The organism is Ruegeria sp. YTSA135, assembly GCF_059610165.1.
In genome coordinates, this window is sequence record NZ_JBXWNC010000014.1 from 1 (window position 1) to 14,641 (window position 14,641).

Sequence of the window (14,641 nt, forward strand, 5' to 3'; positions counted from 1 at the left end):
CTCCAACGCGCACAGGGTTCAGTTCAAAAACAGCCACGAGGTAGAAGTGGACTCCGCCCCCGATTGGGGCGGCGATCCGGCCAACACCAACCCCGAACAGGCACTGGCTTCGGCCCTGTCGAGCTGCCATATGATGACCTTCCTAGCGCTCTGCGCCAAGGCTGGCTGGCCGGTGGCCAGCTACCACGACTACGCCGAGGCACATCTGGGCAGGAATCCCAAGGGTCGGATGTCCGTCATCCGGATCGATCTGCACCCCGTGGTGCGCTTTGACACCGGTTTCAACGTCAGCGACGCGCAGCTGGCCGAGATGCAACACCGCGCCCATCGCTACTGCTTCATCGCCAACACGTTGGCCGACACGGTCGAAATCAACATCAAGTAATCTCTTTCGAAGGATCTGATCCGTGCAAGAAAGCGGCATCCTGCTGCGCGACCTGGATGCCGCTGGCATCCTGCGCCTGACCCTGAACGACATCAAACGCCGCAACGCGCTTTCCGAGGCAATGCTGGCGGTTCTGTCGGAAGCCTTTGCCGAAGCGGGAGAAAACCCGCAGGTGCGCGTTGTAGTTCTGGCGGCAAACGGCCCGGCCTATTGCGCAGGTCATGACCTCAAGGAGATGATTGCTGGACGCGTGGCTGCTGACGGCGGACGAGCCTATTTTGCCAAGGTGATGTCGATGTGCTCTGCCACAATGCAGGCGATCGTGAACTGCCCCAAGCCGGTGATTGCCGAGGTTACGGGGATTGCCACCGCGGCGGGCTGCCAGCTGGTGGCCAGCTGTGACTTGGCCTTTGCCGAGGACACCGCGCAGTTCAGCACGCCAGGGGTGCATATCGGACTGTTCTGTTCGACACCGATGGTGGCCCTGTCGCGCAATATTGCCAGCAAGCATGCAATGGAGATGCTGCTGACCGGCAACATGACTCCGGCCCGGCGGGCAGAAGAGATCGGCTTGATAAACCACGCGGTCCCGCCCGCGCAGCTGCGGGAGGCCACGATGGAGATGGCCCGCAAAATCGCATCCAAGTCCGTCATGACCCTGGCCACCGGCAAACGAGCCTACTATGCGCAACGGGAAATGCCCTTGGCCGACGCCTATACCTATGCCTCCGGAGTGATGGTGGACAACATGCTCGCCCGCGATGCTGAAGAGGGCATAAGCGCCTTCATTGAAAAACGTAGGCCCGAATGGCAGGATCAATGAGACCATGACGGAAAACCCGTATAACACCGGTCTGGACCGCACCCCCGCGAACTATCAACCTTTGACGCCGTTGACTTTCCTGGACCGCGCTGCCAGCGTCTTTCCCAATCGGACCGCAATAGTGCATGGGCGGCTGCGACGCAGCTATGCAGAGTTTTTTGCGCGCTCGCGGCGGCTTGCTTCGGCCCTGACAAAGAACGGTATCGGCTGTGGCGACACCGTGTCGGTGGTACTGCCCAATACTCCCGCCATGCTGGAATGCCATTACGGCGTGCCGATGTGCGGCGCGGTGCTGCATTCGATCAACACAAGGTTGGATGCGGCGGTAATCGCATTCCAGCTCGACCACGCTATGTCGAAACTGTTGATTGTGGACCGAGAGTTCATGCCGCTGATGCAGGAGGCTCTGGCACTCGCCACGGTTTCACCGGTCCTGATCCAGTACGACGATCCAGAGTATGACGGTGCTCAAACAGATGCGAACGCCGCCGACTATGAGGTATTCCTGACCCGCGGCAACCCGGATTTTGTCTGGCGAATGCCCGAGAATGAGTGGGATGCGATTTCGATCAATTATACATCCGGCACCACCGGCGACCCCAAGGGCGTGGTCTCGCACCACCGGGGTGCCTATCTGCTGGCGCAGGGTAATGCGCTAACCACCTCAATGCAGAAACACGCGGTCTATCTTTGGACTTTGCCGATGTTCCACTGCAACGGCTGGTGTTTCCCCTGGACGCTGTCTGCCATTGCGGGCACCCATGTGTGTCTACGCCAGGTCCGGGCGGAACCGATCTGGAACGCACTAGCGGACGAAGGTGTAACCCACCTGTGCGGTGCCCCCATCGTGATGTCGCTGTTGGTCTCGGCCCCGCAGGAGGCCAAGCGCGACCTGGCCCAGCCGGTGCAATTCTTTACGGCCGCTGCGCCACCGCCCGAAAGCCTGTTGGCGGATATGAAAGCCGCAGGCTTTGAGGTGACCCATCTGTACGGGCTGACCGAAACCTATGGTCCTGCGGTGGTCAATGACTGGCATCGCAGCTGGGCCGATCTGCCGCCCGCCGAGCAAGCCGCGCTGAAGGCGCGCCAAGGCGTACGCTACCTCCCGCTGGAGCAGTTGGACGTGATGGACCCGGAAACCATGCAGTCGGTGCCGCGCGACGGCCAGACTATGGGCGAGGTGATGTTTCGCGGAAACGTCGTGATGAAGGGCTACTTCCGCAACCCCAAGGCCACCGAGGAGGCCTTTGCCGGTGGCTGGTTCCACTCCGGGGATCTGGGGGTCATGCATCCCGATGGCTACATCCAGCTCAAGGACAGGTCAAAGGACATTATTATCTCGGGCGGCGAGAATATCTCCTCTATCGAGGTCGAGGAGGCGCTTTACCGCCACCCGGCGGTTGAGGTGGCTGCCGTGGTGGCAATGCCGCACGAAAAATGGGGCGAAACCCCCTGTGCATTTGTTGAATTGTCCAAGGGGCAGAAGGCCGATGCAGAGATCCTGCGCAGCTGGTGTCGCGGCTGTCTGGCGCCCTACAAGGTTCCCGGCAGGTTTGTGTTCATGTCGATACCAAGGACCTCGACCGGGAAGATCCAGAAATTTGCTTTGCGCGAACTGGCAAAGAAAATTGCGTCCTGACCAAAGGCGCCGCACTTAAGCCAGCGGGTTGCTTTAAAAATGCAGCCAACGTTCGAAAAGGCAGGCAGCGGTATCGCACGCTATAGAAGTAAAAACGGCTTTTAAGGGTCGAGGTCAGTCCGGTCAATGGAAGCTTGGAACGGGTTCCTACCCGTTCGTGTCCCACGCGGCGTTCGGTAGTTTTGGTCCGGGGCAGGCGTTCGGAAAAATTTACTGAGTGTTTGTTGTGCTAGAAAGAGCAGCCGTTCGCATTGATGTAGAACCATAAGATCGAACAAAAGAACGCCATCTTAGATGGATAGGCAATCTTTTTACATGCTAAAGCCTTGCTGATTGTGCCGTTTGGCTCAGCAAGAAGACTTAGAGCGACGACTCTCATGGTGCATAACAGTAGTCGATATGATACCTTGTCAGCCCTGTAACATCGGGGGGAATACTTATGCCAAAGTTCATAACAACGGGTCGCTTGACCAAGTCTGGGGTTGACGGGTTGATGGCGAAACCGGAAGACCGCATGCCCTCTTTGAAGGCTCTTACCGATGCCGTTGACGCCAAAATTCTCTCTTACTACCTGACAACAGGTCGCAACGATTTTGTTATGATTACTGAAGGGGCGGATATGGAAAGCGCGGTATCAGCAATTATGGTCGCAGTGCATTCTGGTTCCGTCAGCGACGTGGAAACTGTGCAGGCCTGGACTTCAGCGGAGTTCGCAGAAATGGCGAATACCGCCAACGACATCATTGGGAAATACCAAGCGCCCGGAAGCTGATCTCATCCGTTTGCCGGCCGGCCGCTTCAACCGCCAAACTGAAGCAATGTGTGTTCGACCGCTAAGGGCTCGACGTAATCATTCGCGTCCTTCTGTCCGTTGACTGCTTAGGCGTGAATAGCAGACCCAACTTTTCGAAGAGCCAAGGTCCATCATGTGGACAAAGCAGCCCAATGCTGTCGTGGCATCGCGGATTGCCTTGACCGAAATCGCAGAGTAAGCCTCAGGTGCCGTTCTCGCCATCACCGTCTTCCCCGCCCTCGCCCTGTTCGGCAGACCAGGCTCCTGCCGTCTCGATCGCTACGGCCGAGGCCGTGGGCAAAACGCCGAGATAGGCATCCGTCTCAGAAGCTTGCGGCGCTGCGCGCCGCGACATGCGATAGGCGGCGTAAAGCGCGAGGTTAGTGAAAGTAGCGCCCGTGACGAGCCAAAACCCGCCCGGTCCCAGGCCTTGCATGGCCCAACCGGTCAGGAGAGGCCCCAGAATTGCCACCAGTCCAAAGGTGAAGACAAGGCCGCCGGAGGCGGCGTCCATGTCCTCGGTCGGCAAGTAGTCATTGGTATATGCCAGCAAAAGCGCGTAGAGCGGTGTCGTCATGCCGTCTGCAAGAAACGCTGCGGCCATGATCGGCTAAAGAGTACGCTCCACAGTCGGGAGAGGGCCGATGCCCGCTATCCAGCCAAGCCCACAGGCCAGCGCACCCCTCGCAGCCGTCCCAAGGATCACTTTGCGGCGGTCCAGTCGGTCCGACAGCCAGCCAGTTGGAAACTGCAAAACCAGTGCTCCAGCGAAGAGCATCGCGACGAAAAGTGCGATCTCATTCGCCGCCATAGCGATCTCGCTGCCGAAGATCGCCCCCATTCCGGATTGGGTGCCATAGATGCTGCCAAGAAGGAAAATGCCAATTGCGCCAAGTGGCGAACCCGAAACAAGATCGCGGAAAGACATCGGGCGCGCGACCTCTACCGCCGGGGCAGGCGTGACGGACAAAAGGATCGGCGCGAAAGAGACGGAGACAAGGATCAATGCCGCGACGAAGAGGGCTGAGGTTGCCGCATCTTCGAGCGTCAAAAGACCCTGCGCGCCGATAATCCCGAGGGTTCGCGCTATCATGTAGGTCGACAAAACCTTGCCGCTCTACTCGTTGATTGTGGCGTTGTTCAGCCAGCTTTCCGCTGTGACATAAATGCCGGACATGCATAATCCGACGAGCACCCTCAGCAGTGTCTAGACCCAGGGTTCTGCCAGCAGTGTGAAGGCAATGAGTCCGGCTGACATGAAGCTACCCAGCGCCGCGAAGACCCTAACGTGTCCGACCCGCTTGATCAGCAACGGCGTGAAACGGGCTTCGGACAGTAAGCCGAGAAAGTAACCAGACGTTACGATGGCAAGTTCCGCCGCAGAGAATCCCTCAATCCCCCCGCGCAGTCCGATCAACGTGAAGTGCATACTGTTGCCAAGCATAATCAGGACGATGCCAAGCAGAAATGCCCAGACGCCCGAAAGGACTTGCACCATGGGCTGGATCTCAATTCATTCGGTTGCCAAGTTTATCTGAAGCGTCGCCCGACACGAGATGCCCTGTCGTCACCGTAACCGCTTATTTTCGATGATTTGCGACATAGCTTCCTGCAACGCGAGCCGGCATACCCAGAATTTGGACTGAACGCTGTTCCATTCTCGATAACGGTGACCGTCCAACGTTCACCACTGCAGCGCCATTCTGCGGTCAAGCTTACGCCGTTCGGCCGTTGCCGCGCTGATAGGTCACGGTCTCAGTCGTCGAAAATGGAAACGCCGCCGATTGACGTTCGGCGGCGTTCCAAGAGCTACGCCATAAAATTTCACTGCCGAAATGGGCCTGGCGTTCTACTTCGCCGATGAGGGTGCCATGACCGCTGCACGTTCCGTGCGCAATCCCATGACAATGCAGACGCACAGAAGCACGAGGACGACCGCAAACGGCAAGCCGGTGGAAATCACCATGGATTGCAGCGAGGCCAATCCCCCTGCCGAAAGCAGCAGCACGATGGCGACCGCGCCCTCGAACGTGCACCAGAACACCCGTTGCGGCACAGGCGCGTCGATCTTGCCTCCCGCTGTGATCGTATCAATCACGAGGCTGCCTGAGTCCGACGAGGTGACAAAGAACACGATCACGAGAATGATACCCACAAGCGAAGTGATGGATGCCAGCGGAAGCTGCGACAGCATCTCGAAGAGCTTCAGTTCCAGCGGCGCGTTTACGACGCCTTCGTAGCCATCCACGAGAAATTGCTGGATTGCCGTACCGCCGAAAACGCTCATCCACAGGACGCAGACGAGAGACGGGATTAGTAGAACGCAGATGATGAACTCTCGCACCGTGCGACCGCGGCTGACGCGCGCGATGAACATTCCGACAAAGGGCGACCAGGAAATCCACCACGCCCAGTAGAAGGCCGTCCAGCCTTGGACAAAGTTCGTGTCCTCGCGTCCGAACGGGTTCATCAACGCTGGTAGATACTCGAAATACGCGCCCAGCGACGAGAAGAAGCCCGAGATAAGCGCCAATGTGGGGCCGACCAGCAGTACAAACAGCAAGAGAAGTACGGCAAGCCCCATGTTGATCTCGGACAGGCGTTTGACCCCACCGTCGAGACCGCGGATGACAGAGATCAGTGCCACGATGGTGATTGCGGTGATTAGAATCACAAGCAGTGCGCCACTATCAATCGTCCCCGAGTCTTCTGTGTTGCCGAAAGGCAGCCCCAGGAAGCTCCGCGTTCCCTCCTCCGCGACACCGGAGCCGTAGAGAACCGTAAGCCCATTCGCCGCCTGCGTTGCGCCGAAGCCGAGCGACGTTGCGAGTCCGAAAAGAGTTGCGAACACCGCAAGCGTATCGATGACATGGCCCGTCCAGCCCCAGACCCGGTCCCCAAAGATCGGGTAAAAGGCCGAGCGGATCGTCAGTGGCAGCCCCTTGTTGTAGGTGAAAAGCGCCAGGGCAAGCGCAACCACGGCATACATGGCCCAAGGATGCAGGCCCCAATGGTAGATCGTAGCAGCCATGCCAAGGCGTACCGCCTCGGCCTCGTTCCCAGCTGCGCCGCCGAGCGGAGCCCAGTCGGTTCGCAAACCGTCCTCGCCAATCGTCGTCCCTCCAAGGGACGAGGCGAAGTGACTCATCGGCTCGCTAACACCATAGAACATCAGCCCGATGCCCATACCAGCGGCAAAAAGCATCGCGAACCACCCGACATAGCCATAATCAGGTGTCGCGTCAGCACCTCCCAGCCTTACCGATCCGAGGGGAAGCACGATCAGGGCGAGGCAAAACAGAACGACGAGGTTACCTACCGACAGGAAGAACCAATCGAAGGTTTGAGTCACGAAAGAGAACATGGCCGAAAAGGCCGTGCCGGCATAATCCGGCAGAGCGAGAGTGAAGAAAACGAAGGCCATCACCACAAGTCCCGAGATCGCGAAGACCGGGTTGTGGATGTCAAACGGGATGGGCCCGACGTTGCCTTCCACGTTGTCTTGCCCGATGTCGTAGTCCGTCTTGATAAGGTGATGGTCGCCCTCAGGGGAAGGTATGCCCTGGGCGTCGACGTCTTCGGTATAATTTTGGTCGGTCATCGTTACGTTCCCTGTTCTGGCGTTTGTTGCGGTGTCCGGTTCGGCGTCATGCGCGCACTAGCATCACCGATGCGCTTGTGTGCGAAGCGACCCGTCCACCGTGAGAGCCGAGGTCGAAATGGCGCGGAATGTGCGAGGCCATGATCACGAGGTCGGCATCGAGGTCGCTTACTGCCTTTTCGAGCACATGGTCGATCTCGACGGCCGGGTCGTGCGACATTACGGCATGTGCAGCCGTGTCCGGAATTCCATGCTTGGCCTTCTGTGCCGCGGCAAATTCTGCGAGCTTCGCGCCGAACTCCTCTGGGTTATGGGCCACCGAACTTGGTTGGGGACCTGTAACACCGACGTACGACACTCGCGCGCTGTAGTGCCCGGCCAGATCCGCCGCGACCTTCAGCGCAGACTGCAACGCGTCAGGATGCGCAAGGTCGACCGGCACCATGATGTGATTAAACAATAGAAAATCCCTCCTTTGCCTAGAGCCGGTCATTTCAGGGGGGAACACGTACACCGTCACGGTGATGCTAGCAGAACGCGGCCCTGAAATGCCGCCTCGTTTTCATCTGTGTAACAAATTGGCCTGCATTTGCAAAGCGAAGCACCCAGATCACCTGCGCCTGCGCTGAACCGTCGTGAGGGAGTCTCTGAGGTCGTCGGTGCTGGGAAATGATCGTTGATTGCCGCGTCTGAAGGGCTATGGTTTACCCGTGAAGTAGTCGCTTACTCGGTGTCGACATATCATCGGTTTGTACCAAGCGCGGCGGATGTCGTGAATTTTCGGACCGAGCGCGGCGTCATCGTCAGCCGTAAGTCTATCCGTCCCTGGGTGAACTGGTTCGGGCCCCAAGTTCGCGGCTTGTATCCGGCGCTATCGTCCCCGGCCAGCCGTCATATGGTGCATGGACGAGATCGTCGTTTCGATCAACGGAGTGAAACATTGGCTGATGCGGGCCATTGATGCCAACGGAGACGTCCAAGACGAGCTGATGTTCCAACCTCCAATGGCACTTCCTTTTCCTCGACCACCCCGCTACCAGACCTTGAGGTGGCTTTCATGCAACAGCGGATGCTGCAGATCGAAGAACCCCACCAGTCAAGATTTGGTCGAGACTTTCGATGACCGTTTTTGCCCATGTTTCATTCGCGAACAGCTTTTGGGGCAACAAACCGTCTGCCATTTTCAAGGCACCAAAGATTGCCCTTGCGTCTTTTTTTCCCGCCAACAGTTTATGGATTTCCCGCTCTCTCGGATCGCGAAGATTATAGTGATTTCCGTTTTCGGATTTTCCCAGTAGGTATCGGAACCAGACCGCTGTCGCGAATGCGTAGGTCTGGATGGATGCGCCTTCTACCAACGCTTCTTCTGCGGGTTCAAAAATACGTTGAGGCATTTTCATGCTGCCATCCATCGCGATCTGGTAGGTCGCATGCTGGATGTCGGGGTTCTCGAAGCGTTCGATTAGCTTGTGTGAGTAGGTGGTATAGTTAACCCCGGCCAGTGGCGTTAACTTCGTGCTGACTGCGGCCAAATGGAGTTGCACAAGATCGCGCAGCTCTGGGGTACTCATACATTCGCTGACGGTTTTTATCCCAGCCACATGTCCGGCGTAGGCCAAAAGCGAGTGCGATCCATTCAGCATTCGCAGCTTCATCTTTTCATACGGAGCAACGTCTTCGACAAAAATCGCTCCGGCGGCATCCCAGGCAGGGCGATCATATTTGAAGTCGTCTTCTATCACCCACTGGCTGAATGGCTCTGTCTGTACAGGAACCGCATCAAAAACTCCCACGGTTTTCGTTGCTTCTTCGACAAAGTCATCCGTTGTTTCGGGCGTTATTCTATCCACCATCGTTGATGGGAAGGTCACATTGTTTTTGATCCAGTTCGAAAGATGCGGATCAATCCTGTCAGAGAAGTCCAGCACAACATGTCTTGTGATTTCACCATTGTTGGGAAGGTTGTCACAACTGAGCACTGTGAACCCTTTCAATCCCAGATTGCGGCGTTCACTTAGAGATTTAACGATAAGACCCGGAACGCTGATCGGTTGGTCGAACTCGGCAAGATCGTGACGGATGGTTGCGTTGTCCAAATCCAGCCTATGATCGTGTGTGTTGTAGCAATACCCTTTTTCAGTAACAGTCAGACTAACGATTTTCACATCTGGTGATGTCAGCAGCGCCATGACTTCGGCGCGCTGAATTCGAAGTGCAAGAGCCGTGGAAATACTGGCTATGATACGCGCGCGGGTCTGGCTTGGTGCTTTTTTAATCAGAGTATAGAAACCGTCTTGTTTGGCCAACTTTTGCGCAATTTCAGTTGAGCGCATGCTGATAGCCGCAATGCGCCAGTCCCCACCAGATGCTGCCAGCGCGGTGTCAGTATATGCCGCTTGATGTGCACGATGGAACGCCCCAAGCCCGATGTGGACAATCCCCGTTCCATGTGTGGTGGGATCGTACCCGGGGCGTCCGACATTGCGAGAGGCGTTTGAAAGTGAACGCCCACTTAACCGCAGGTCATCGGCGGCTTTCATATGACAATCCATCAATCAAACCCCGTAGTTCCGCTAGGCCCTTGAGACGTCCTATTGCCGGGTAACCGGGTTGAGCCTTGCGCGTCAGATCATCCAGAATGTCCTGACCATGATCGGGCCGAAGTGGAATCGAATGGTCGGCGCGGCCAGAAGATTTGCGTCGGTTTTCTTCGCGAAGGATTGCGGCGACCAAACTGGGCATGTCGACATCACCACTCAGATGTTCGGATTCGTGAAATGATCCAAACACACCATCATGCTCGCGGCGGACGTTGCGAAGATGCAGGAAATGAACCCTGTCACCCAATCGATCCATCATGCCCGACAGATCATTGTCGGACCGGGCCCCCAATGAGCCCGAGCAGAGCGTGATTCCGTTGGCGGGAATATCTACTGCTTCGATGAGCCGTTTGTAATCGGCCTCTGTCGACATGATCCGGGGCAGGCCCAGCAACGGCACCGGTGGATCATCTGGGTGGCAACAGAGCCGCAGCCCCAGTTTCTGGGCAACAGGTGCGACTTCTTCAAGAAAATCAGTTTGATTGCGTGCCAATTGATCGTGATCGAAAGCAGCGTAAATCGCCAGCTGCTCTTTTATGTCATCAAGGCTGAAATGCTCTGCCGCGCCTGGCAACCCGCAAACGATATTGTCAACGAGGCGCTTTTTGTACGTCTCGTTTGTCGACTGGAACCGATGATGCGCTTCTGTGACAAGCCTGTCATCATGTCCTTCAGATGCACCGTGACGCTTCAATATGAAGACGTCAAACATGATGAAGTCGACAAGATCGAACCTCATGCAGGTGGCGCCTGTGTCCACCTCATATGCAAGGTCCGTTCTGGTCCAGTCGAGAAGCGGCATGAAATTGTAACAGATGACCTCGATACCGGCTAAAGCAATATTTTCAAGGCTGGTTTTGTAGTGTTCGACATGCTCGCGCCAACTGCCTGTTTGCCTTTTGATATCCTCTGAAACCGGCAGGCTTTCAACAACAGACCAATTAAGCGGACGCTGAGAACGTACGGAGTTTCCCGCAATATAGTCCCGGCGCTCGGTTATTTCAGACAGAGGCCAGATCACACCGGGCGGTATGTGGTGAAGGGCTGTGACAATCCCAGATGCGCCTGCCTGTGTGACATCGCTTAAAGAGACCTGATCCTGTGGACCGAACCATCTCCAAGTCTCTTGCATTGTGCCTTCCTCCTGAATTCTTGCGTCTGCTTTTTCTGCCATCCGGGAAAGCCTGTCAAGATTCTTGTTGACTTGTATGGAAGTTTACGAGAAACAACACGCAGGAGGACAACGTAGTGCATGAAGTCGTTATCAATGATGCTTTCGATCGCGACGCGGCGATAACACCGCAGATCTATCGGATATTGCGCGAACGGATCATCAAGAACGATCTGCCGCCGGGCTCCAAACTATCTGAACCAGAGCTTGCGCGGCACTATGAAATCAGCCGCCAACCTGTGCGTGAGACCTTCATAAAGCTTTCGGAGGAAGGTCTTGTGATTGTGCGGCCGCAGAGAAAGACGCAGGTCACAAAGATCGACTTTCCGACTGTGTTGCAGTCCAGGTTCGTGCGTGAGGCAGTCGAGGCTGACATTGTCTCGGAGTTGGCGGGCTCAGCCGACAGGGCGTTGATCAAAGACCTTCGCAGTCAGTTGAAGAACCAGTTGAAGGTCGCCAAAACATCGCGCCCGGATTTCATCAACGAAGATACGAAGTTTCACCGAACCTTGGCGGAAGCAGCTGGAAAAGAAATCGCCTGGAAGTTCCTGGAAGGGCTCAACAGTCAAATGGACCGTGTGCGCTTCCTCAGTCTTGGGCAATTCCCCGCCGAGCAACTGGTCGAAGAGCACGGGAAAATAGTGGATCAGATCGAACGTCAGGATGCAACGCAGGCCTCAGCCGCCATGCGCAAGCACCTGCGGAGGTTGATCAATGATCTGCCGAAAATTGTTCGCGAGAACAAAGAATTCTTTGATCGGTTCGACCCCGAACTGATTGACGCATAGTCACCAAAACGGAGGAAAAAATGGTGTTTAGGCTCAAAAACCTGGTGGTCGCAGGGCTGCTGTCTCAACTCATCGGCGGGGTGGCTTCTGCGCAGGAAGTCACGCTGAAACTCGGCCATCTGGCAAACGAGCAAAACGCCTGGCACCTTGCTGCTGTCAAATTCGGCGACGAGCTCAATACGCTCACCGATGGGCGCATTGCCGTGGAAATCTTTCCCAATGAATCACTGGGCAAGGAAATCGACCTGATCAACGGTATGCAGCTGGGTACGGTTGATATGACAATCACCGGTGAAAGCCTGCAGAACTGGGCGCCGATGGCCGCGTTGTTGGCGGTTCCGTATGCCTATGCCTCAACCGAACACATGGATGAGGTCGCTGGCGGTGAAATCGGTGATCAGATTGAAGCGCAGATCGTCGAAAAGGCTCAGATCCGCCCGATTGCCTATTTCGCGCGCGGTCCTCGTAACCTGACCTCGAACCGCCCGATCGCGCATCCCGATGACCTGAATGGCCAGAAAATGCGCGTTCCCAACGTTCCGCTGTTTGTCGACGTCTGGAGTGCTCTTGGCGCCAACCCGACCCCAATGGCGTTTTCGGAAGTCTTTACTTCCCTTCAAAACGGCACCATCGGATCGCAGGAAAACCCCCTTGCCCTGATCCGCTCGGCCAACTTCAACGAAGTCCAAAGCCATGTGAACCTGACGCAGCATGTCCGTTCGTGGATCTATCTGACGATTGCGGAATCCACCTGGCAATCGCTCAGCGAAGAGGATCAGGCCCATGTGATGGAGGCAGCCGCGCGTGCGCAGGCTTATGAGCGCGGATTGCTGGACACCAGCCTGGCGGACGACCGGGCGCATCTTGAGGCAAACGGCATGACCTTCGTCGAGGTCGATGGCACAGCCTATGCGGCGAAGGCGAAAGACGCAGTGCTGGCCAATGTCAACGATGAGATCAAGCCGATCGTTGAAGAGCTGTTCAACAGCCAGAACTAAGTCATCAGCAAACCCATCTGCCGCTGGTTTGATCAGCGGCAGATGTTTTCGAAGGGGAAAGGCCGTGATGAAGCGTGTCCACCACTCTATGACATTGATATGCAGGATTGGCGCGCTCGCCGCCTATTCAGTTTTGATCATCGCGGTGCTCACTCAGGTGGTCGGCCGTACCATTGGCAACTCGCCGGTCTGGACCGAAGAGCTGACCCGCTTTGCCCTGATTTACCTGACTGCATTTGGCACTGGTGTTGCACTGTTGACCGGAGATTTGGTGAACGTCGATGTCATCTGCGATGCACTTCCCGGAGATCTGCCCAGAAAGCTAAGGATGCTGGCATCTGCTGCGACGGCCATTCTCAGCATCACCCTAATTCCCGGTGCCATAAAATACGTAAAGATTGGCACATTGCAAAGCTCTCCTGCCTTGGCGCTGCCTATGGAGTTCGTGCACTTCAGCGTCTTGCTACTTTTGGGCCTGCTCGCGGCCTTTGCTGCCCTGCGCTTCGTCCTTGATTGGGCAAAAATCGAATACCGACCCCAAAGCGCCAGTGGAGCAGAACAATAATGGAAGTCTTTGTCCTATTCGCGGTTTTCGTAGTCGGACTAATGGTGGGCATTCCCGTCGCCATCACACTTGGCTTGTCCTCGATGGCCTATCTGTTGCTTGCGGATATTCCGCTGGTTGTAATGCCACAAAAAATCTATGCAGGCATGGATGTCTTTGTTCTGCTTAGTATCCCGGGCTTTATTCTTGCCGGAAACCTGATGAACAACGGCGGGATAACCGAACGCATCATTCGGTTTGCAAATGCACTCGTTGGATGGATACGCGGCGGTCTGGGCCTGACCAATATCGGTGCGTCCATGCTGTTCGGGGGGATCACGGGCACAGCAGTGGCTGATGCGGCCTCAATCGGTGGCGTAATGATCCCCGGCATGAAGAAGGCTGGATACCCTGCCGATTTTTCGGCTGCGGTCACAGCCGCGTCTTCAACCGTAGGCCCCATCATTCCGCCGAGTGTCCCGATGATCATCGTCGGTGCCTTGTCCGGTATTTCAGTCGGCAAGATGTTTCTTGCCGGGGCGATCCCGGGTGTGCTGATGGGTTTGGGCATGATGGCGACGTGCTACGTCATTTCCGTGCGCAAAAACTTTCCACGGCAAGAGTGGCAGGGCTTTAGTGAAATCGGAAAAGCGTTTGGCGGTGCATTCTGGGCCCTCGCGATGACCGGGATCATTCTCTATGGGCTGCTCAGTGGCATTGCGACACCAACGGAAACCGCCATTGTTGCAAGTGTCTATGCCTTTGTTGTCGGCGCTTTTGTCTATCGTGAGCTGCCGGTGCGGCTGGTGCCCAAGATCATATCGGACAGCGCTGTCTCTGCCGCGGCCATTCTGGCGCTGGTCGGATTTGCCAATGTGTTCGGGTGGATCCTCGTTTCGGAACGCATCCCCCAAGCTATTGCATCTGGCGTACTGACGATCACTGAAAACCCCATTCTGGTTATTCTGATCATCAACATCCTCCTGCTGTTCGTTGGCATGTTCATGGAGACGATTGCCGCGCTGATCATCCTGTTTGTACCTCTGCTGTCGCTGGCCACTGCTGTGGGTATCGAACCTTTGCACTTTGCGACATTTGCGGTTCTCAACCTAATGATCGGCTTGACGACCCCGCCGGTCGGCGTGTGCCTGTTTGTATGCGCCGGAATTGCCAAATTGCCCCTGACACCGGTGGTGCGTGCAATCTTTCCGTTCCTTCTCAGCAACCTGATCGTCCTGTTGATGGTGTCTTACATCCCGGCACTGGCAACCTGGTTGCCTAATCAGATCCTTCCATAAG

The 14,641-nt window shown here is 56.3% G+C and carries 12 protein-coding genes and 2 pseudogenes; 9 read left to right on the top strand and 5 right to left on the bottom strand.

Going from position 1 to position 14,641, the window contains the following annotated elements; genetic code table 11:
- The 4 genes from AC2FIT_RS16685 to AC2FIT_RS16700 all read left to right on the top strand — a co-directional run.
- On the top strand, positions 1-385 hold a 385-nt coding region (locus AC2FIT_RS16685), incomplete at its 5' end, for an OsmC family protein (protein ID WP_496831163.1).
- Between the two features lie 22 nt (positions 386-407).
- On the top strand, positions 408-1,208 hold the full coding sequence (locus tag AC2FIT_RS16690; protein ID WP_496831164.1) for an enoyl-CoA hydratase: 801 nt from the start codon (positions 408-410) through the stop codon (positions 1,206-1,208).
- Positions 1,209-1,212: 4 nt separating this feature from the next.
- The gene (locus AC2FIT_RS16695; RefSeq protein WP_496831165.1) at positions 1,213-2,847 is read left to right on the top strand and encodes an acyl-CoA synthetase; all 1,635 of its coding nucleotides are present in this window, start codon (positions 1,213-1,215) and stop codon (positions 2,845-2,847) included.
- Between the two features lie 439 nt (positions 2,848-3,286).
- Positions 3,287-3,619: a GYD domain-containing protein gene (locus AC2FIT_RS16700; protein ID WP_496831166.1), complete on the top strand. Its 333-nt coding sequence runs from the start codon at positions 3,287-3,289 to the stop codon at positions 3,617-3,619.
- 223 nt (positions 3,620-3,842) lie between these two features.
- Here AC2FIT_RS16700 and AC2FIT_RS16705 read toward each other — a convergent pair.
- From AC2FIT_RS16705 to AC2FIT_RS16715, 3 genes and pseudogenes are all read right to left on the bottom strand, one after another.
- A pseudogene (locus AC2FIT_RS16705) lies at positions 3,843-5,138 on the bottom strand (MFS transporter).
- 351 nt (positions 5,139-5,489) lie between these two features.
- Positions 5,490-7,241 (bottom strand): BCCT family transporter, encoded by a 1,752-nt coding sequence (locus AC2FIT_RS16710; protein WP_496831167.1) that lies wholly within the window; start codon positions 7,239-7,241, stop codon positions 5,490-5,492.
- A 46-nt stretch (positions 7,242-7,287) separates the two neighbouring features.
- Positions 7,288-7,701, bottom strand: a complete 414-nt coding sequence (locus tag AC2FIT_RS16715) for a universal stress protein (protein ID WP_496831168.1) — start codon at positions 7,699-7,701, stop codon at positions 7,288-7,290.
- Positions 7,702-7,921: 220 nt separating this feature from the next.
- Here AC2FIT_RS16715 and AC2FIT_RS16720 point away from each other — a divergent pair.
- Positions 7,922-8,233: pseudogene (locus AC2FIT_RS16720) on the top strand (transposase family protein); the annotation flags it as partial.
- A gap of 63 nt (positions 8,234-8,296) precedes the next feature.
- Here the strand turns inward: AC2FIT_RS16720 and AC2FIT_RS16725 are convergent.
- Both AC2FIT_RS16725 and uxuA read right to left on the bottom strand, forming a co-directional pair.
- Positions 8,297-9,781: a mannitol dehydrogenase family protein gene (locus tag AC2FIT_RS16725; RefSeq protein WP_496831169.1), complete on the bottom strand. Its 1,485-nt coding sequence runs from the start codon at positions 9,779-9,781 to the stop codon at positions 8,297-8,299.
- Positions 9,765-10,973: a mannonate dehydratase gene (gene uxuA, locus AC2FIT_RS16730; RefSeq protein WP_496831170.1), complete on the bottom strand. Its 1,209-nt coding sequence runs from the start codon at positions 10,971-10,973 to the stop codon at positions 9,765-9,767. Before uxuA ends, AC2FIT_RS16725 begins: the two co-directional genes overlap by 17 nt.
- A gap of 116 nt (positions 10,974-11,089) precedes the next feature.
- On the opposite strand from uxuA, the gene AC2FIT_RS16735 reads away from it, so the two are divergent.
- The 4 genes from AC2FIT_RS16735 to AC2FIT_RS16750 all read left to right on the top strand — a co-directional run bounded on the left by AC2FIT_RS16735 (position 11,090) and on the right by AC2FIT_RS16750 (position 14,640).
- On the top strand, positions 11,090-11,800 hold the full coding sequence (locus AC2FIT_RS16735) for a GntR family transcriptional regulator (protein WP_496831171.1): 711 nt from the start codon (positions 11,090-11,092) through the stop codon (positions 11,798-11,800).
- A 20-nt stretch (positions 11,801-11,820) separates the two neighbouring features.
- On the top strand, positions 11,821-12,798 hold the full coding sequence (locus AC2FIT_RS16740; protein ID WP_496831172.1) for a TRAP transporter substrate-binding protein: 978 nt from the start codon (positions 11,821-11,823) through the stop codon (positions 12,796-12,798).
- Positions 12,799-12,865: 67 nt separating this feature from the next.
- On the top strand, positions 12,866-13,363 hold the full coding sequence (locus AC2FIT_RS16745) for a TRAP transporter small permease (RefSeq protein ID WP_496831271.1): 498 nt from the start codon (positions 12,866-12,868) through the stop codon (positions 13,361-13,363).
- Positions 13,363-14,640 (top strand): TRAP transporter large permease, encoded by a 1,278-nt coding sequence (locus AC2FIT_RS16750; protein WP_496831173.1) that lies wholly within the window; start codon positions 13,363-13,365, stop codon positions 14,638-14,640. The genes AC2FIT_RS16745 and AC2FIT_RS16750 overlap by 1 nt, the downstream gene beginning before the upstream one ends.
- Position 14,641 lies beyond the last annotated feature (1 nt).